Source organism: Corynebacterium sp. HMSC073B01, assembly GCF_001838255.1.
Taxonomy (GTDB): Bacteria; Actinomycetota; Actinomycetes; order Mycobacteriales; family Mycobacteriaceae; genus Corynebacterium; species Corynebacterium jeikeium_D.
In genome coordinates, this window is the sequence record NZ_KV836168.1 from 48,490 (window position 1) to 67,690 (window position 19,201).

Sequence of the window (19,201 nt, forward strand, 5' to 3'; positions counted from 1 at the left end):
GAGAGAACAGAAATGGCCCGTTATACCGGTCCCGCAACCCGTAAGTCCCGTCGTCTCCGCGTCGACCTCGTCGGTGGCGACATGAACTTTGAGCGTCGTCCCTACCCTCCGGGGCAGGCTGGCCGCGCTCGTATCAAGGAGTCGGAGTACCTGCTCCAGCTCCAGGAGAAGCAGAAGGCACGTTTCACCTACGGCGTGATGGAGAAGCAGTTCCGTCGCTACTACGCCGAGGCTCACCGTCGTCCGGGCAAGACTGGCGATAACCTCGTCGTCCTGCTGGAGTCGCGTCTCGACAACGTTGTCTACCGCGCTGGTCTGGCTCGTACCCGTCGCCAGGCTCGTCAGCTGGTTTCCCACGGCCACTTCACCGTTAACGGTAAGAAGATCAACGTGCCGTCCTTCCAGGTAAGCCAGTACGACATCATCGACGTGCGCCCGAAGTCGCAGAAGATGATTTGGTTCGAAGAGGCACAGGAGAACCTGGTCGACGCTGTCGTCCCGGCATGGCTTCAGGTTGTTCCTGAGTCCCTGCGCATCCTCGTGCACCAGACCCCGGAACGCGCACAGATCGACATTCCGCTTCAGGAACAGCTGATCGTCGAGTTCTACTCGAAGTAATAACCAACTTCGCTTGCATCCATTCATTCCCTATGGCGTCATATAGCGGTCGCCACCTGGAGGATTTTCGAAAATGCTCATTTCCCAGCGCCCAACGCTGACTGAGGACTACATTGATTCCTCTCGCTCCCGGTTCGTTATCGAGCCGCTGGAGCCAGGTTTCGGTTACACCCTCGGTAACTCCCTTCGTCGTACGTTGCTGTCGTCCATTCCGGGCGCTGCAGTCACCAGCATCCGCATTGACGGTGTGCTGCACGAGTTCACCACTATCCCGGGCGTGAAGGAAGATGTCTCCGATATCATCCTGAACATCAAGGGTCTGGTGCTCTCGAGCGAGTTCGATGAGCCGGCTACCGTTTACCTGCGTCGCGAAGGTGCAGGCGCGGTGACCGCTGCAGACATTGAGTGCCCAGCAGGTGTGGAGATTCATAACCCGGACCACCACATCGCTACTCTCAATGATTCCGGTCGCTTGGATATTGAGATGATCGTTGAGCGTGGTCGTGGCTACGTGCCGGCGACCCCGAACTCCGGTGGCGAAATCGGCCGCATTCCGATGGACCAGATTTACTCGCCAGTTCTGAAGGTCAGCTACAAGGTGGAGGCTACTCGTGTTGAGCAGCGCACCGACTTTGACAAGCTGATCATCGATGTCGAGACCAAGAACTCGATCACCGCCCGCGACGCGATGGCGTCGGCAGGCAAGACTCTGGTTGAGCTGTTCGGTCTGGCACGTGAGCTGAACGAGGCTGCTGAGGGCATCGAGATTGGCCCGAGCCCGCGCGAGGCTGAGGATGTCGCTGCGTACCAGACTCCGATTGAGGATCTGGACTTCTCTATGCGCTCCTACAACTGCCTCAAGCGTGAGGAGATCCACACTGTCGGTGAGCTCGCTGCTCGTACCGAGTCGGATCTGCTGGATATCCGCAACTTCGGTGACAAGTCCATCAATGAGGTCAAGGAGAAGCTCGCTGAGCTTGGCCTCGCTCTGAAGGATTCCCCGAACAACTTCGACCCGGCTGCTGTCGCTGATTTGGACGCTGCCTCGGGCGATGACGCTGACTGGACTGATGGCGCAAGCGCTGGCTACGACGAGTAGTTCACCGACGCGACTTCATTAAAACGAGGAGATACCTATGCCTACCCCTAAGCAGGGTTCCCGTCTCGGCGGCTCCGCTTCGCACCAGAAGAAGATTCTGGCCAACCTCGCGAAGCAGCTCATCGAGCACGGCAAGATTAAGACCACCGACACCAAGGCCAAGCTGCTGCGTCCGTACGTTGAGAAGCTGATCACCAAGGCAAAGCGCGGCACTCTCGCAGATCGCCGCAACGTTGCAAAGCTGCTTAACGACAACTACGCAGTTAAGAAGCTGTTCGACGAGATTGGTCCGCAGTTCGCTGATCGCGACGGCGGCTACACCCGCATCATCAAGCTGGGTAACCGCAAGGGCGACAATGCCCCGATCTCTCTGATTGCTCTGGTTGAGGAAGAGACCGCAACTGCTGAGGCAACTCGCGCAACTCGCGCTGCTGCTTCCAAGCAGGCTGAAGAGGCAAAGGCCGAAGAGGCTGAGGCTACTGAGGCTGAGGCTGCAGAGGAGGAGTAATTCCCCTCGCTGACGGCTTCTGACCGTCACAGCTTTGAACCCCCGTTGAGCAGTTCATATCTGAACGCTCTTCCGGGGGTTCTTTGTGCTTGACGACGGTGCATAGCGCCCGACTCCAGTTCTGCCTCCGGTTACACCGACGGATTACGCACCAACATTGAGAGCAATACGGAGACCCTGCGGTGGAAACTGCTGATTATCTAATCCGGGGTCCCGGCTACAATCTGTTAACCGTGACATCACTTACTCCAACGACTCCGGATACCCCGTGCGATTCTCCCGATCGAGCCGCTATGGGGAGCACCGACTCCGACCTGGTTCGGTTGCGTTTTGACATTGCCTATGACGGGACCGATTTCCATGGTTGGGCTGCTCAGCGCGATAAGCCTACTGGAGAACCGGTGCGGACTGTGCAGGCGACGTTGGAATCCACTTTGGAGAAGGTGTTGCGCACTCCCGTGCAACTGACTGTGGCCGGTCGTACAGATGCCGGTGTTCATGCCTCCGGGCAGGTGGCTCACGCAGATGTTCCTGTCTCCTGTTTAGACACACGTTCTATCGCAGGGGACCCGAGTAATTTGGTTCGTCGTGTAGCGCGACTATTGCCCGCGGACGTGACGCTTCGGGGCACCTCGTTTGCGCCCCCGGGTTTCGATGCCCGCTTTTCCGCGTTACGTCGGCACTATGTCTATCGCGTCACTAGTTGCGTCAGTGGCCCGCTTCCTACCCGTGCTCGCGATACGGCCCACTGGCGGCGGTCAGTGGACATCAACCGCATGCAGGTGGCGGCTGATGCCCTACTGGGGCTCAATGACTTTGCCGCTTTTTGTCGACACAAGCCACATGCGACGACCACTAGAGATCTACAGCGGTTCCAGTGGTTCGACGTATCTACGCGGGAAGAACCAGAGCTGTACGAGGCCCATGTGACTGCCGACGCGTTCTGCTGGTCTATGGTGCGCTCACTGGTTGGGGCCTGCCTTAGTGTCGGTGAGGGGCGACGTGCGGTTGGATTCACTGAACAGTTGTTGAGTGAAGGGAAGCGTTCCCCGTTGGTCCCGGTGGCAGAGGCGCGTGGGCTCAGCCTGGTAGGTGTTGATTACCCCGGCGATGCTGATTTGGCGGCCAGGGCGGAGCAGACCCGCGAGCGTCGTGATGCCCGGACAGATGGGGACGAGGCTTAAATGTACAAGCTCTCGGTAATATTCCCTGAAGAAGTGACCGTAGGAGGAGTGTTCGGTAGTGGTGTGGGCAATTGTTAGCTTGGTTGCGCTGCTCGTAATCCCCGGCGCTGTTGTAGTGAGAGCCAGCGGCGTTCGTACTCCGTGGGCGCTGGCCCTCGGTCCTGCGGTGACGTTTGGTATCGCAGGTACCGCAGGGTGGGCGCTCGGCGCTATCGAAGTGCGCTTCACCTTGGTCAGTGCGTCTATCTGCTGGGCCGTGACACTACTTCTCGCGCTTTGCTGGAGTGGCGGCAGCGCTTTGATTCGGCGGCGGCGCGGTAGTGTCGATCGCTCAGTGTCGGCCGAGACGCAGCCGCCCGCCGCAAGTCGATGGCGCGAGTTGGGCTATGGGCTAATCGCAAGTATCGGAGTCATCATCGCAGCGGCGGTTCTCACGTGGACCGCTATCGGCCGCATCGCTTCAATGTCCGAGGGGATGGCGACCATCCAGCAAGGCTGGGACACACTCTGGCATGCAAGTGTGCTCCGTTCGATTACGGAAGACGGCATGGCCTCGGCCACTAGGATGGGCGAGATCCAGAATGTGGAAACTCAGGCGGTGTCCTACTATCCCGCCGCATGGCATGCGTTCGGTGCGCTTTGGGTATTGATTGTCCGTCTACCAATCACCGAGGCAGTCAATTACCTCGGCATTATCATTCCGGCCGTGACCATACCCACGGCGGCTGCGGCGCTCACCTGGAGAATTATTGATCGCCGAAAGCTGTCCACTGCCGTTGCCGCGGGGGTTGCAGCGCTTGTTTCCGCAGCGCTTCCGGTATTGATGCCCGTCGGGGTCTTCGTGGGGGCCTGGCCGTACCAGGTCTCGATTGCACTAGCGATTACCGTTTTTGCCTTTGTTACGTCGCTCCCGCACGCACCTCAGCGCATCTTGAGCGCCGCGCTTTCGATAATCGGTATCGGAGAGCTCCATCCGGCATCGGTGCCTACAGTCGTTATGCTCGGTGCAATCTGGTGGTTGTGCTACCGCCTGCCGCGTCCCGCGCATCCTGAACTGGGTGCGGTTCGCGCCAGGCTTTACGACGTCGCGGTGATTGCAGCCGCCTTCGTGCCAGCAGTGGCAGTTCTCCTGCCGCAGTGGCTTACGGGAACTTCTCAGACCGAGGATGTGCGCGCGGTTAGTGCTGAAGTAGACGACCTCGATCGTTTCGATGCGTGGTATCGAGGCGCCACAATGCTGACTCGCCACACTGAGGAATTCCGGCCGTTCTGGCCAATTATCATCCTTGGTTTCATCGGGATGGCGTTTTTGGTTTTCGCAGATACTTCGCGCCGACGGGTGTGGGTAGTACCGGCCTGGTTTGTTTCGGTGTTGATGACGACCCACGCGCTCAATCATTTTGGTGGCGTGCCGGGCGATATTCTCGCGCTGTATACGGATCTTCACTATTCGACGCCTCACCGGTTGGTGATGGTCACCGCGTACCTGTATTCCGCGTTTGCGGGTATCGCCGTTGCGTGGGGCTGCGCGTGGGCGGCTCGAATTAGTGAGTCAAAGGTGCCATCGACGGGGCGGGTTCTGGGGTTGAGCTTAGCGACGGTGAGCTCTGCTGTACTTGTGGTCTATGGAGTGGCGTCTAATGCTAGCGCTGCGGATTTCGCCTACAAGAGCCCTAGGGAATGGCAAATCATTTCCAAGGCTGACTTAAAGGCATTTGATTGGTTGGCCGAGCAGCCGGAGGCACATAAGTACCGCACGTTTACCAATCCGCCGGAGGGGTCCAGCTGGATGTACGCTCGCAATGACTTGCCGGTAGTGTTCCCGCACTATGATTGGCCAGTGGCGAATAAGTGGACTGCTACCTCAATGCTGTATTGGCACGCTGATTACCTCGGTTTTCCAGACCCCGATCGGCCGGATGGGGTGAACGATGTCGATCGCTCAGCCCGAAAGCTGAACGTGGGATTCATCTATTTGTCACCCCCGGGTATTTGGGATTCCAAGGAGGATTTAGAGTTTCCTGGTGAAGGGCTCTGGGTAGCTCCAGGGGTAACCCCTGTTTATCGAGATAGGGAAGTAACTATCTTCGCCTTCAATGACGTGATTACGCCAGAACGCATCGACGAGATGCGAGCTAGTTCTCCGGAAGTAATTCCTCCCTCGGCTACTAGGGGATGGAGCGATGGTCGGGTAGGTTAGGACACCATGCGGATGAATAGATTTATGGCAACGATCGCAGCCGGTGTGATGATGACTTTCGCGCTGGCCGGATGTGGAGACGACGAGCCGGCTAAGCCGGAAGTCTCGAATCGCTCCGTCAGTTCTTCCGCAAAGACTAAATCCTCGACTCCGCCGAAGCCGACTGAAGAGTCGACGACACCGACAAAATCAGAGACGCCGACGGAAACTCCTGCAATCACCCAGGTCAATGATGCGGATTACACCCCGGCGGACGGCCCAAATACTCGACTCTTTCAGTTGGAGGATGGCACGACACGCTGCTTCCTCAACGATCTGAGCGGTGACGCCTACTTGGCCTGCCAGGTGAATCTTGCCAATCCTCCGATGGTCGATGACGGCACGGGAAACAAGGTTCCCGCCAATGCTGTGTCCTGGAACCCGGGGGGAGTTACTTACGAGGTCCTTACGTTCCCGCCGGCGGGTGAGATGAAGACGCTGCCAGCGAATTCTCAGTTGAGCGCATTCGGTTACAACTGCGCGGCCTATGGCCCGTCTACTCTGGAGTGCTCGGGACCAGCGGGCGCTGCCACTATCGACAATGGCAATGTCACTGGTGCACAGATGCCGAAGGAGGATGTGCCTCCTGCAGCAGGCGGTCAGCCGGGTGGCCAAGAAAATGGCGCTCCGAATGACCCGGCGCAGCAGGGGGAGCCTGACGGCTCCCAGGCGCCGGGCGGTCTGCCAGATTTGGGTGCGTTGATTCCGGGACTAAACCGCTAGTTGCCCGCATAGCTAGTGGCTGCAATTCATCGGTAGTGCGGGCGGTAGATAGCGTCCAGGTGAATTCGCCCATCGCCAGTCGAGGGCACGAAGCTGGCATTTCCGCTGCTGCTGCCGTGGGCGAACCTGTACGACTGACCTCGATGATTCTCGCGATTCCAGTACACAGGTCGGGCTCATACTCTTCGACAACAACCACATCGACGGTGTCGTCTCCAGCTCGAGCGAGAAGTACTGCGCCCAGATCAAGAGCCACAGTATAGAAATGTGGACGGGACGTGCGAATCCCGACTCGATAGCCGAGCGAGAGCATTCCGATGAGCAGCTCACAAATGTCCTGATTGCCGCAGTCGACCTCCAATCGGGGGACGTTCGCGGGACACATTGTGATGGTTTGTCCACTGCTCCCGGCTCCTATGACCTGCGCCGGACCATTAGTGATAGCGATGTCACGTTGTCGGCTTAACCACAGGTGCGGTTTGCGTCCCAACGCCGCCACATGATGAGAGCGTCCAGTGCGGCGCAGCTGCACGACCTCCGCAGAGCTCTCAGTCAGAGCACATTCCGGTGCCGTCAATCGCCGTGCGCGAATACCAAGGGTTCCCAGCCGGTGGATGAGGAAGCGTAGGGCTTGGTCAGCGGAGGCTTCCACCGGAAGAGTTGCCACCAGATGTGTCCAGGGTTCAGGGGCTGTGCCGGAGCGCTCGGCTGCTCGGAAGTAGCGGTGCGCATGCTCTCCGCGGACTTCCGGCGCAATGTGATAAAAGCACAGCGCATCCAGGGTCACTGGGCTGTCGTCGGCAAGCGAGACGATATCCGCAGCGCTTAGCTGGCTTCGCAGGCCTGGTGTGAGACGTAGTCCGATGAGTTGTCCTGGTTCGGTGCGTCGCAGGCGGTCACGAAGGCTGCGGCCGCGCACAGGGACATGCGCGCCTGCAGTGATGGTTATTGCTGTAATGAGTAGCCACAATGACAATGGCATGTGAAAATCCCCCCAATATGTTCCCCACTAAAATTCCCCTGGTCGCACAGTAGCGCGGCCTGGCTTACTCTGCAGGGTAGAGATTATTTGGGGGAATAGTTTTGGGGGAAACTCATGCCACGTACGCCGACTACGCCTAGCCAGGTCAGCGGTCATCGATTCTTGATTCGTCGGATTGAGCACGCGCTTGTGCGTGCGGATTCGCGAATGCTGCACGATCCTCTGCGCACGCGTACGCGAGCACTGTTTATCGGCTGTGCGCTGGTGGTTTTACTGGCCGCCGGCACTGCGGTGCTGTCGTTGGTGCGGCCGCAGGGCGGTTCGAGCTCCAATGAGCAGCTGATTGTCGTATCGGGGTCGGAGGGCCTGCATGTACGTGTCAATGGTCGATTGCATCCAGTCGCGAATCTCGCATCGGCGCGGTTAATTTTGGGCAATCCTGCTGAGCCGAAGCGGGTGCGCAGTAGCGAGTTGGACAAAGAGGACATCAGTTTTGCTGTCGGGATTGAGGGCGCACCAGCAGTTCCGGCCGCGCCGGCAGGCTCTGGTGCCTCGGGAGCTGCCAAGAGGGGCAGTGCAGGTGCGCCGGAGTTGGCACTGTCTTTATGCGAGCGGACGGTGCAAGACCTCGGGCAGCCGTGGATTGTTGCAGAGTCGCTTGCGCGTCTTGAAGAAGTCCGTGCGGAACCGCAGCAGCTTACCCGAACCCACTCGGACAGTGCCGTCGTTGCCGATGGCCAAAACCTCTGGCTGATTACGCAGGGCTACCGCTCGCGGCTGGATGTCAACCACCCGGAGCACGCCGCTGTTTCTCGAGCGCTGGGGTTGGAACGCGCCGCAGTCCGGCCTGTCAGCCCTGCGTTGCTCAGAACGATTCCGGAGGTTCCGATTCTGGCCGCGCCAGCAATCCCGAACCGCGGCGCACCCACGCACTTCGCCGCTCCATTCGACACAGTCGGCAATGTGGTTGAGGTCGGGCAGCGGCGCGTTATCGTGCTTGACGACGGTGCCGCGATTCTCTCCCCGGTGCTAGGAGAGCTATTAGCTGCGCATAGCCCAGTTCTGCAGGCCAGTGAGGGGCAGCTGGCGGCAGTTCCCGTTGCGAATGCGCCAGCAGTCCCGGGGCTACCTGAAAAGCCGCTGACGTTTGCCGATGCTGATGGCTGGTTGTGTGCCGGCCGGATAGCAGGACGGCCGCAAGCTCTCGTGCAGTGGTCGCAGCATGCTCCGGAGGGGCGGCACGTGGATTACCCGCATGCCGACGGTTCGGGTGCGGCCGTCGACGGTTTCGTGGATGGTCGCAGCCGTGAGCGCAGCTCGATTGCAGTAAGCGTAAATGGGGCCGTACACGTCATTTCTCCAGAGGGGATGCGCTTTGCTGTGCACGATCGCACGACGTTGGCCGCCCTCGGGTTTAATGCATCAACCAATGCCGATAGCGGTGGCACGCGACCAGTGGACTGGGAAGTGGTGGCCGCGTTGCGCGGAGGCCCTGAGCTGAGTAAGCAGGCGGCGCTAGGGCCGCTGTCCGGGACGCGAGAGCAGCCAGGCACCTAGGCCCAGTGCGCATATCAGGAGCAGTCCAGTCGCCCGGAGCGGTGCATTGCGCTCCTGCGAAGAAAGCAGATCCGGCGGAGCCGGTGCGGCAGCGGGGTTGGCTGCGTGCTGCGCAGCGGTGTCCACAGTGGTCCAAATCAGAGCGTCATAAGGTGCAACGATGCCGCGACCAAGGCCGAGCCCGGAACTAATTGGGCTCGCGGAACTAAGGATGATGTCGCGAACCTGTGCTGGGGAAAGCTCTGGGTTTCGTGCCAGCAGCAGGGCAGCTGTGCCCGACACGGTTGGCGTGGCAAAGCTGGTGCCGGCAATCTGTTGAGCTCGGGTGTTCTCCCCAGACCCGAACACGTGGCGGTCTATGAGACCGGTGGGGGTGCGCGGATCGGGACCGAGTACGGGGCCGCCGGGAGCGGAGACATTGACCCATTGTCCCGTGATTGCATACTCCGCGGGTTGTGCTTGGCCGGCATCGTCGAACTGTACTGCTGATACTGCGATTACCTCCGGCAGAACTGCGGGCCACGCTACGGATCCGTCCTGACAGCTATCGCCCTTATTGCCTGCCGCTGCGACCACTACTGCGCCTGAGACTTCCGCGCGTGCGACGCTCTCGGCAACATCTGTTGCACCTTGGGGCATTACGCCTGCCGGGGCACACGATGTGAGCGAGATATTGATGACCCGCGCGCCCTCCGCGACGGCCCTGTCGATAGCTTGTGCCAGCGACTCCAAATTGCCTTCGCCATCGGCTGTTTGTCTTATCGACAACACGTGCGCGTCGGGCGCCAGTCCGGCGAAACCATCGGCACCGGGCCGGCCTGCAATAATGCCGGCTACTAGAGTTCCGTGACCGTCGCAGTCTACGAACCCGCTGTTGCCGTCGACAAAATCGCCACCGTCGAGAACCTCGCCCAGGCGCTCATTGGGTGAGACCCCGGTATCGATTACCGCCACCGTAATCCCCGCACCCGTCGTCAGTTGCCATGCTTGGCGAAACCGAAGAGCTTTTTCGATCACCGTCGGTTCATGCAGTGCGCTTTCCGACGACAGCATCGTGGCCACGCAGTCCTGGCTGTTCTGGGCAGCCGCTATTGGTGCGATGCCCGACGGTGCTACTGCGGTGGCCGCCGTCAACGTCGAGATAAGCACTGTGGAAAGTGCGGCCGTGGCGGTGAGACGAGTTTTTATGGCATTCATGAAAAGTGGGTTTTTCACTGGAAGAACCCACTTACGAACTCAGGGAATTCGGCAATGATGGCCGCAATGGGCAAAATAACGGCGATACTGCAGGCCTCGGTTAGCTCAGCTATGCGGCGCGTTGTAGGTGAGATGCGTGACGCGGGAAATGCGGCTAAGGCGGTGGCTGCAAGCATGGGGACGACCAGGCCAGCGGCGACTGGCCAATTGCCCTCGAACCACTGTTGAAAGGCGACGGCCACAATGACGGCAAGACCAGCTAAAGCAGTACAGGTGGAAGCTACTTTCCGGGCTTGGCCACGGGAGTGAATTGCACAAAAGACTATGACAGCAGCAGCCATGCCTAGAGGCCACCACTTGTTCGCATAGGCTCCGGAGAAAAGTACCACCAGGGTGAAGATGCTGAGACTTCCGGTGCCACTGCAGAGGATGCCATCGAGAATCCACCCCGCTCGCTTAGGTGCGTTGTGGGATATTTCGGGAGTTTCGCTGTCATCGAAGCTCTCGCCGGCGGCAGGGACTTTGGGTACGCGAATACCGGCAGCCTTGATAGCGATGGAAGGTGCCAGCAGTATCAGGATGACTGCACTAGCAGCGGTGAGCGCTCCTGATTGAACCGAGTTGTGGAAAAGTGCGACAGCCGCAGCGTAAATACCGAAGGTAACTGCAGCACTGAGACTCGTCGCGCCCAGGGTAACGGTGATGCGGTTGTCGCCGTCGCCGGTGTTGGAAATGAGAAAAATCAAACCGATGACGGCAAGCGCGACACTAATCGCAGCAGTCGGCGGCCAGTCGGTGAGTATGCGGTGTAGGTCGAGGCCAACGAAGCAGAGCCCCGAAGAGGTGCCCAGAATGAGCACTTGCAGCTCCAGGGACATGACAATCGCCGGTTTTGCGCTACGCAACAGAGCCAGGCGCAGTCCACCGGCTACTGCCAGCAGCGCGATGAAGCTGATTGCCGCGGCCAGTGTGGAATCGGTACTGCTCAAGCTCAATGAGGCAGCTGCGATTGAAGCTGTGGCCACGAGGGCTGCGGTACAGCCAACAACCAAATCAGCCGTCCCGATACCGTCGGTATAGGTGGTGTCGGTAATAGCATCGGCGGCATCGAAGAGCCGAGGTTTGGGCACGGGACCTGGGTCGTTGATAACAACCAGGCGTTCGCCTGGTGCAATACCGGCATCGTTCAGGGTGTCGTCGGCAAGCAAAATCGTGCCAGTGGCGGTCCGTAGCTGCCACTGTGCCAGCGGGAAGTCCGCAATGTCGATATCGAAAATTTGCAGGATATCCGGTACAAGTGCGGCGATTGCGACGTTGGTCGGTAATGCAAGGTCTGCGTGTGCTCGGTTGGTGTCTTCGGGCATGTGTGCGGCATCAATGCGCACGCGAATGAGTTCCCCCAGCATGTATTTCCCCCATGAATTCTGCATGCTTTAGTCCCTCTAGAGTGTCGTACAACTCGCTAGAGCGCTACTCGGAGTAGTAACTGCGCGTGCCCCCGCTATCAGTTTCGGTCATGCGCTGCGAGAATCCGGAGTGTGTTTTAAGCTATGCGTACACCGATTGGTCGGGGGATTGGCCGTCGAGTGAACACAAGGGGCGACACATAGCGGGGGGGATTTTTGTGACTAGTGCACAGGCGGAGATTTCGGCTACCCGAAAAGCGGGGCTGCAGCCTATGACAGGCACAATCGCGCCGGATGCGCCACCGGAAGCGCCGGAACCACAGTCGGTGCCGCTGATGCGTGCACTCATGCCGTTAATCATGGTCGTGGCAGTGGTTGGCATGGTGGTGTTGATGTTTGTCTCTGGGATGGGACGTAACCCGATGTCGTTTATGTTTCCGCTGATGATGGTGTTTTCCACTGTGGGCATGATGGTGTCGGGCGGGGCGGGAAATAAGGACATGGCACCGGTGCGGAAGGACTATCAGAGGCATTTGTCCAGTATTCGCCGCGCGGTGGCGAAAGCAGCGAGGATGCAGCGTGAATCGGCGCAGTTTATCCACCCTCGGCCTGGAACTCTGTGGCAGCTGGGGGCGATGGGGCGGGCGTGCGAACGCCGAAAGGGGGACCCGGATTTCTTGCAGCTGCGCATCGGGGTGGCAACGCAGCAGCCCGCAACGCCCGTAACACCACCGGCAATTCCGGCGCCGGAGAAACTGGATCCGGTTTCCGCCGTAGCACTGCGGGAAGTTATTCGATCGGCTCGTCAGGTTGAGGGCGTGCCCTTTGCCATAGATGTGTCAGCCTTTGAGATCATCGCGCTCACTGGAGATACCGCGGCGCAGGGGCTGGCTCGAGCAATGGTCGCCCAAGCTGCTGCGCTGCATCATCCGGAGGATTGCCTGATTGCAGTTGTGGGAGATGAGTGGGAATGGCTGAAATGGACGCCACACCACGGACACCCCGCAGTTACTGATGCCTGTGGCCCAGCGCGGTTGCGGGCGGCGACGTGTGCGCAGCTGACTGAGCTGCTCACGGCTATCGACATACTGCCAGCTGCAGTGCTGATTGTGCTGGCGGATTCGAACGGACAGCACGATGTCACTGAACTGACACCGATTTTTGACGCGGCGGGGTCGGAGACCTCGGTAGTTTTGCTGACCGTCGTGGAAGCGCAGTCAACGTTGTGGGAGGCAGCGGTTCACCATGGCATCGCGCTGGTTGTTTCCGCTACTGCTGTGCATGCGGAAACTGCGTCCGGACGGGAGGAGATTGGCGTACCTGATCAGCTGAGTCCAGCAGAAGCGGAGGTGCTTGGGCGGAGCTTGGCGCGTTTTGAAGTGCCAACAAGCGCAGATGATTCTGTTAAGACCTCGGAAGACCCGGTCATGGAGGAGCTCGGGCTGTACCCGCCTCCGACAACTCTGCGCTACCGACCGCGCTACGGCAGTGCTCGTCTGCGCATTCCTGTTGGAGCTGATGACGGTGGTGCTCCGGTCTATCTGGATTTTAAGGAGAGTGCTGAGGGCGGCATGGGGCCACACGGTCTGTGCGTTGGTGCCACAGGGTCGGGTAAGTCGGAATTCCTCCGAACGACCGTGGTAGGGCTCGCAGCTACGCACAGCCCGGATCAGTTGAACTTTGTGCTGGTGGACTTCAAAGGCGGGGCGACGTTTCTGGGACTGGATCAATTGCCTCATGTCTCGGCGGTGATTACCAACTTGGAGCAGGAGCTTATCCTGGTCAACCGCATGGAAGACGCACTGCGCGGTGAGATGACGCGGCGCCAAGAGCAGCTGCGCGCTGCAGGGAATTTCGCCGGTGTCAGCGATTATGAGCAAGCCCGGCGCGCTGGGCAGATAGATGCGCCACCCATGCCCGCGTTGCTGATTGTGGTGGATGAGTTTTCAGAGCTGCTCTCCGCACGCCCGGAGTTTGCTGAGCTCTTCGTTGCGATTGGTCGGTTGGGGCGCAGTTTGCACATGCATTTGCTGCTGGCCAGTCAGCGTCTGGAGGAAGGCCGCTTGCGCGGGTTGGAAAGCCATCTTTCCTATCGTATTGGGTTGAAGACCTTTTCCGTCGCGGAGTCCCGCAGCGTGCTGGGCGTTCCGGACGCCTATCATCTGCCGGCCATCCCGGGCATTGGATATATCAAATCTGCTGCCGCCGAGCCGGTGCGGTTTCGGTCGGCGTATGTTTCCGGCCCGGTGGTCCGTCCGCAGCCTATTGACGGTGCGACGGCTGGGGCAGAGCAGGGGCTGCAGGGCCAGGCCGTAGCTGTCGCTGAATTTACCGCTGAAAATTGGACGCGGGAGGCTTTCGGTGCGTCGTCAAGCGATGGTGGAATGGCCGATCCGCCTGCGCAGACATCGGAGCAGACGGTGCTCGGTGCCGTGGTGGCAGCGGTGTCGCACGTATCGACACGTGCGCATCGGGTGTGGCTGCCACCATTGCCGGAGGCCATCGAGCTTCAGCCCGACGAGCAGCTGCCGCGACAGCGATTGACCGGTGTGATTGGGCTGGTGGACAAGCCGCTGTTTCAGCGTCAGGACCCACTGCGTATTGACCTGCGCACGACCGGTGGGCACGTGGCAATCGTCGGAGCGCCGCGGTCAGGAAAGACCACTGCCGCACGCACAGCGATCCTCGCGCTAGCCGACGGTATCAGCGCTCGTGACCTGCATTTTTATATCGTCGATTGTGGTGCGGGCGGCCTGAGCGACCTGGCTGAGTTGCCGCATGTCGCGTCGGTTGCACACCGCGGAGACGAGGAGCTTATTCGCCGTACGATTGGTTTCTTGCGTCGTGAGGTAAGTCGTCGGGAACAGCTCTTTCGCACTAATGGATGGCTCTCTCCGGAAGCAGCACGGGCGGCGGGTCAGCCGGATTCGGTGTTGGTCATTGACGGCTGGGGTGCGTTCAAAACGGAGTTTCCGGCGCTGAGTGACGATGTGCAGGCGCTGGTTGCAGATGGATTGGCGGTGGGAATTCATGTCCTGCTCACGGCCTATCGCTGGACGGACATGAGACCTGCCGTTCGCGACCTGATTGGTACTCGGATTGAGCTGCGGCAGGCGGAGTCGATGGATTCAATGATTGACCGCAAGGCAGCGGAGCTGGTGCCGGAGAGCCCAGGACGCGGAGTCGCGCCGGGCGGGTTTGCGATGCTGGTAGCTCTCACCGGCGCTGCAGACACTAAGCGGATTGCAGAGACAGCGCCGCACGGTGAGCAGGCACCAAAGCTCCAGTTGTTGCCACGGCGGATTGATATTGCGCGTTTGCCGCGACCAGCGGCCGCTGCGAGAGGTGCGATTGCAGTGGGGCTCGAAGAAGCCGGTCTGGGCGCGGTGATATTCCACCCAGATAAGGATCGTCACCTACTGATATTCGGTTCGGCAGGCAGTGGCAGAACCGCCGCGTTGAGGGGCATCGTTCACCAGTTGCGGTACTCGCAGTCGGACTCGAAATTCGTCGTAATTGACTACCGCCGTGGGCTAATGGAGGCCGTGCCCCAAGAGCGGCTGGCCGGCTATGCGGGCTCGGCTGCGGTGGCGACACCCATGCTGGCAGAGCTGGCAGAGGTACTGAAGGCCCGTCTCCCGCAACCGGATATCACCCCAGCGCAGTTGAAGGCCCGAAATTGGTGGAGTGGTCCAACCATCAATGTCATCGTGGACGACTATGACCTCGTGGCCGGCTCGCGGGGTAACCCCTTGCAGCCGCTGGCAGAAGTCATCGCTCACGCCGCCGACATTGGGCTCAATATCTTTTTTGCCCGTCGAATCAGCGGGGCGTTGCGATCCCTCCACGACCCGGTCATGGGTGCGGTTAAGGACCAGGGTGCCAGCGTCTTTGTTATGGACGGCACACGCGACGACGGCCCCATCCTCGGCGTAAAGCCTTGCGAGCAGCCGCCGGGCCGTGGCTATTGGGTGGCGCACGGCCAGAGTCCGCAGATTGTGCAGTTGGGTTGGTTGGATACCGCTGGTGACCAGGAGGACAGTTGATGATTCGGGTCGAATCTTCTTCCACCACCCAGACCCCGACGCTGCGCCACGGCACCTGGCACCTGTGGGGACTCGCGGCACCTGCAGACACCGCAGAACTGGCGGTGCATGGCCCTAGACCGCTTCTCGAGAGCATGCAAACAGTCATTGTGCCCAGCTATTGGGGTGCTGTGCGACAGTGCCGGCTGGCCTCCGCGCTATTGGCTACCGAACTCAATCCGTACATCCTGACGCTTGCCGACGCCGTTGTGGAACTCGATGAGGCAACTGTGTCTCATAGCGTGTTGGTGGAAGTAGAGGAAACGCGTGTCTGTGTCACTCGTCTGAGCGGGGGCCACATTGCCAGTCGGATGACACATTTGGTCGGAGCGAACGACAGCGCACCATTGGTGGAAACAGTCATTGCGCTGGCTTATCAGCTGACCATGTATCCGGATGCGCCCCAGGGGATACCCGATGATGTGGAAGTTAGTGGTGGGCGCGGTATCACTGAGTATCCGCCCCGCTGGCAGGAGGATATTGAGTTCATCGTCGGCGAAGTTCCACCCGGGCTAGCGAACCCGCGGCGAGCTCTACTAGTCGATCGTCTGCGCGACCGTGGATTTTTAGTCTTCGACTGCCCAGCATCGCGGCTCGGGGAGTGCGTAAATCCGGCCTGGTTGAAAAACATCGGCGACGCTGAAGCCGGTGAAGTGGAGCCGTCGGAGGATTTCGCGGGGCGGCGTCCTGCAGCCAGGGCAGAAGTCAGCTCAGCGTCGAATCAAAGCACAGTTGTGTCAGTAGCTGCCGTTGGTTTGTTGACGGTGGTGGTTCTGATTGTTGGGATTGCTGCATGGCTCATTAGTGGCGGCATAGTTAGGGAGAACGAAGGGAGACAGAAGCAGCGTGAGACATCGCACGCACAGGCTCCTCCTGTAACTACGTCTCCTGTAACGACGCCTCCATCCACATCGAAACCAGGTCCCGATTCTGCTCCCGTAGTCAAACTGACCAATGCGGGCGTGGAAGCTCGGTTTCCCGGCGGGTGGGAGCTTGACTCGGCAAGTCCGTTAGACCGTCTGATTGCGGTGGATGGCGGAGATATGCGCGTCTTGGTGCTCGCTAGCCCGCTTTCGCAGGACATGGCGCTTGAACATCTAGCCGCCGCTTTGAGCAGCTCCGTTGCCGGGGATGAGACAAAGTCCGCGCCGGAACGCAGACAAGTACTGGGCACCGATGTCGTAGTCGTAGAGGAGCGGCTGCCGTCAGGTAATTCGATAGTGCTCTGGCATCACAAAGTGATGGACGGAACTCAAGTCAGTGTGGGGTGCCAGTTCAGAGGAAGGACTATTGCGCCGGTACGACCCGTATGCGACCAGGCAGTAGTAAGCGCTCGGCCGGTGCCGTAACACGCAAGGGGCGTAGAGAAAGTGACTGGGGGATGGGCGGGGGTAGGCAGGGGTAAAGGTTGGAAAACCAAAATGGAACCGAATCGGGGTTTTTCGCGCCAAACAATATGACGGGTTTTTAACGCGGGAAGCTGGCTGGCTCGCGCGGGGAGGTAAAAATGCCGTCGTTAATCAGTCACTCAACACGAATAAGGGGGAAACAGTGGCAAACCTATTTGCAGCCGAATCAGATCAAATGACCACTACCGCGGGGGACGTCGATGGCGTCAACTCGGAAGTACAGGGCGAGCTGGGGCGCATTCGAGGCGTCGTGGACGGTCTGGCGGGGGAATGGAAGGGCCAGGCTAAAGACAGCTTCGATGATCTGATGCTTCGTTGGGATGACGCAGCTATGCGTCTATCCAATGCGCTGACGGATATCGCGGATAACATCCGCGCAAATTCCAGCAGCTTCGATGCGGGCGAGGACGAGGGGGCGTCGTCGTTCAAGCAGGTGGCAGCAGCGGGTGCGTCGTTGCTGAACCTCTAAACGTTTTATCGAATCGCACAACCACAACACTGAATCACACAACACACATCACCTTTTGGGGAAAGGGTTCTTAATGCAACCAATTAGGTACAGTTTTGGCGGCATCGACGGTGCTGCCGATGACATTCGGTCCACTTCTGGCACCATCAACGGGCTGCTCGGAGATTTGAAGAAGCGCATCGCGCCGATGGTCTCTACGTGGGAGGGTGACTCTTCGGATTCTTACCAGGAGGCTCAGCGTGAATGGGACACAGCAGCGGAGGAGCTCAATATGATTCTCACGACTATCGCGGATACGGTCAGCGCAGGTAGCCAGCGAATGGCGGATATTAACCGCCGCGCGGCAGCTAGCTGGGGATAGCTTGGTTCCTGATTGAGGCACTTTTGATTGAGCTATGTAACCGGGGGAGGGGAGGACATTGCTCAATTGAGATCTTCAGTTAGGTATCTGCCTTTGAAGTATTCTTGCTAGCAGCACTCCAGGGGGGGGGGAAAGGCCAGTCTCAGCAGTTTGCGGCTGAGACTGGCTTTGGCATTTTTGTTCTAGCGTCATCTCAAGGTAAAGTAGCCAAACTGTGTGCGCACACGTGAATGTTGCCTCGGGTCTCCACCGGCCGCCGGGGAATAACAACAGTGTGCACGGTGGCTGGCAAATCTACACGGACCCTAAAAGGAGTCATGTTGTCTACTTTCCATCCGAAGGACGGTGACATCGAGCGCAAGTGGTACGTCATCGACGCTACCGACGTTGTTCTCGGCCGTCTGGCTACTCACGCCGCAGACTTGCTGCGCGGTAAGGGCAAGGCTTACTTCGCCCCTAACGTCGACTGCGGTGACCACGTCATCATCATCAACGCCGATAAGGTACACGTCTCCTCGAACAAGCGGGAACGTGAGATGCGCTACCGCCACTCGGGCTTCCCGGGCGGCCTGAAGTCGATGACCCTGGGTCGTTCCCTCGAGGTTCACCCGGAGCGTGTTATCGCTGAGGCTATTGAGGGCATGATGCCGCACAACAAGCTTTCGAGTGCGTCCATCAAGAAGCTGCACGTCTTCGCCGGTTCCGAGCACCCGTTCGCCGGTCAGAAGCCTGAAAACTACGAGATCAAGGCGGTGGCACAGTGACCAACCCACAGGACGTCAATGAGAACCAGAACGTAGAGGCCACCGAGGCTTCCTACGATGATGTTCAGGCTGCCGCTGCTGCTGCCACTGAAGAGTTCACCTCTTCCATCGGCGACGCAGTTGCTACCGAGACCGAGGCTGAGGCTGCTCCGGCTGCACCGCTGACCCTGGATCGCCCGATTCAGACTGTCGGTCGTCGTAAGCGCGCTGTCGCCCGCGTCGTTCTGACCGCTGGTTCCGGCAAGATTGTCTGCAACGGCCGCGAGCTCGAGGATTACTTCCCGAACAAGCTGCACCAGCAGGAGATCAAGGATCCGCTGGTCCTGGTCGAGCGCGAGAGCCAGTTCGACATCAAGGCCAACATCAACGGTGGTGGCCCGTCCGGTCAGGCCGGTGCTCTGCGCCTGGCTATCGCTCGTGCCCTGAACGAGTTCAACCCGGAGGAGCGCAGCGTTCTCAAGAAGGCTGGCTTCCTCACCCGCGACGCTCGTGCTGTCGAGCGCAAGAAGGCTGGTCTGCACAAGGCCCGTCGCGCACCGCAGTACTCCAAGCGTTAAGCTTTACTGCTTCGAAAAGCACCTCAGTTTGCGTATTACACGC

The 19,201-nt window shown here is 59.6% G+C and carries 15 protein-coding genes; 12 read left to right on the forward strand and 3 right to left on the reverse strand.

Annotation, left to right across the window (positions count from 1 at the left end; genetic code table 11):
* Nucleotides 1-12 precede the first annotated feature (12 nt).
* The 5 genes from rpsD to HMPREF2849_RS06930 all read left to right on the forward strand — a co-directional run bounded on the left by rpsD (nucleotide 13) and on the right by HMPREF2849_RS06930 (nucleotide 5,609).
* Nucleotides 13-618 carry a 30S ribosomal protein S4 gene (gene rpsD / locus HMPREF2849_RS06910; RefSeq protein ID WP_005509964.1) on the forward strand — a complete coding sequence of 202 codons (606 nt, stop codon included), beginning with the start codon at nucleotides 13-15 and terminating at the stop codon, nucleotides 616-618.
* 73 nt (nucleotides 619-691) lie between these two features.
* The gene (locus tag HMPREF2849_RS06915; RefSeq protein ID WP_016422079.1) at nucleotides 692-1,717 is read left to right on the forward strand and encodes a DNA-directed RNA polymerase subunit alpha; all 1,026 of its coding nucleotides are present in this window, start codon (nucleotides 692-694) and stop codon (nucleotides 1,715-1,717) included.
* A 37-nt stretch (nucleotides 1,718-1,754) separates the two neighbouring features.
* Nucleotides 1,755-2,225: a 50S ribosomal protein L17 gene (gene rplQ, locus HMPREF2849_RS06920; RefSeq protein ID WP_016422080.1), complete on the forward strand. Its 471-nt coding sequence runs from the start codon at nucleotides 1,755-1,757 to the stop codon at nucleotides 2,223-2,225.
* A gap of 293 nt (nucleotides 2,226-2,518) precedes the next feature.
* The gene (locus HMPREF2849_RS06925; RefSeq protein ID WP_042388414.1) at nucleotides 2,519-3,409 is read left to right on the forward strand and encodes a tRNA pseudouridine synthase A; all 891 of its coding nucleotides are present in this window, start codon (nucleotides 2,519-2,521) and stop codon (nucleotides 3,407-3,409) included.
* Between the two features lie 58 nt (nucleotides 3,410-3,467).
* Nucleotides 3,468-5,609, forward strand: coding sequence for a DUF6541 family protein (locus tag HMPREF2849_RS06930; RefSeq protein ID WP_070862801.1), 2,142 nt, complete (start codon nucleotides 3,468-3,470; stop codon nucleotides 5,607-5,609).
* Nucleotides 5,610-6,198: 589 nt separating this feature from the next.
* Here the strand turns inward: HMPREF2849_RS06930 and HMPREF2849_RS11020 are convergent.
* On the reverse strand, nucleotides 6,199-7,353 hold the full coding sequence (locus tag HMPREF2849_RS11020; protein WP_016422084.1) for a hypothetical protein: 1,155 nt from the start codon (nucleotides 7,351-7,353) through the stop codon (nucleotides 6,199-6,201).
* 114 nt (nucleotides 7,354-7,467) lie between these two features.
* Between HMPREF2849_RS11020 and eccB the strand changes: the two genes are divergently transcribed.
* Nucleotides 7,468-8,910, forward strand: coding sequence for a type VII secretion protein EccB (gene eccB, locus HMPREF2849_RS06940; protein WP_070545647.1), 1,443 nt, complete (start codon nucleotides 7,468-7,470; stop codon nucleotides 8,908-8,910).
* Here eccB and mycP read toward each other — a convergent pair.
* Both mycP and eccD read right to left on the reverse strand, forming a co-directional pair.
* Complete coding sequence (gene mycP / locus HMPREF2849_RS06945; RefSeq protein WP_222865580.1) at nucleotides 8,869-10,107, reverse strand: type VII secretion-associated serine protease mycosin; 1,239 nt, start codon at nucleotides 10,105-10,107, stop codon at nucleotides 8,869-8,871. The two genes, eccB and mycP, sit on opposite strands and share 42 nt — an antisense overlap.
* Before the next feature lie 14 nt (nucleotides 10,108-10,121).
* Entirely contained in the window at nucleotides 10,122-11,537 is a 1,416-nt protein-coding gene (gene eccD / locus HMPREF2849_RS06950; RefSeq protein ID WP_224783772.1) for a type VII secretion integral membrane protein EccD, read from the reverse strand.
* Nucleotides 11,538-11,731: 194 nt separating this feature from the next.
* Between eccD and eccCa the strand changes: the two genes are divergently transcribed.
* From eccCa to rpsI, 6 genes are all read left to right on the forward strand, one after another.
* Nucleotides 11,732-15,559: a type VII secretion protein EccCa gene (eccCa, locus tag HMPREF2849_RS06955; protein WP_152682198.1), complete on the forward strand. Its 3,828-nt coding sequence runs from the start codon at nucleotides 11,732-11,734 to the stop codon at nucleotides 15,557-15,559.
* A complete protein-coding gene (locus HMPREF2849_RS06960; RefSeq protein ID WP_049190394.1) occupies nucleotides 15,559-16,947 on the forward strand; it encodes a type VII secretion-associated protein in 1,389 nt (462 codons plus the stop codon). Before eccCa ends, HMPREF2849_RS06960 begins: the two co-directional genes overlap by 1 nt.
* 202 nt (nucleotides 16,948-17,149) lie before the next feature.
* Nucleotides 17,150-17,476, forward strand: coding sequence for a WXG100 family type VII secretion target (locus HMPREF2849_RS06965; RefSeq protein ID WP_005510029.1), 327 nt, complete (start codon nucleotides 17,150-17,152; stop codon nucleotides 17,474-17,476).
* A 73-nt stretch (nucleotides 17,477-17,549) separates the two neighbouring features.
* Nucleotides 17,550-17,837 carry a WXG100 family type VII secretion target gene (locus HMPREF2849_RS06970; protein WP_016422090.1) on the forward strand — a complete coding sequence of 96 codons (288 nt, stop codon included), beginning with the start codon at nucleotides 17,550-17,552 and terminating at the stop codon, nucleotides 17,835-17,837.
* 320 nt (nucleotides 17,838-18,157) lie between these two features.
* Entirely contained in the window at nucleotides 18,158-18,601 is a 444-nt protein-coding gene (rplM, locus tag HMPREF2849_RS06975) for a 50S ribosomal protein L13 (RefSeq protein ID WP_049170060.1), read from the forward strand.
* Nucleotides 18,598-19,158, forward strand: coding sequence for a 30S ribosomal protein S9 (gene rpsI / locus HMPREF2849_RS06980; protein WP_016422091.1), 561 nt, complete (start codon nucleotides 18,598-18,600; stop codon nucleotides 19,156-19,158). Before rplM ends, rpsI begins: the two co-directional genes overlap by 4 nt.
* Nucleotides 19,159-19,201 lie beyond the last annotated feature (43 nt).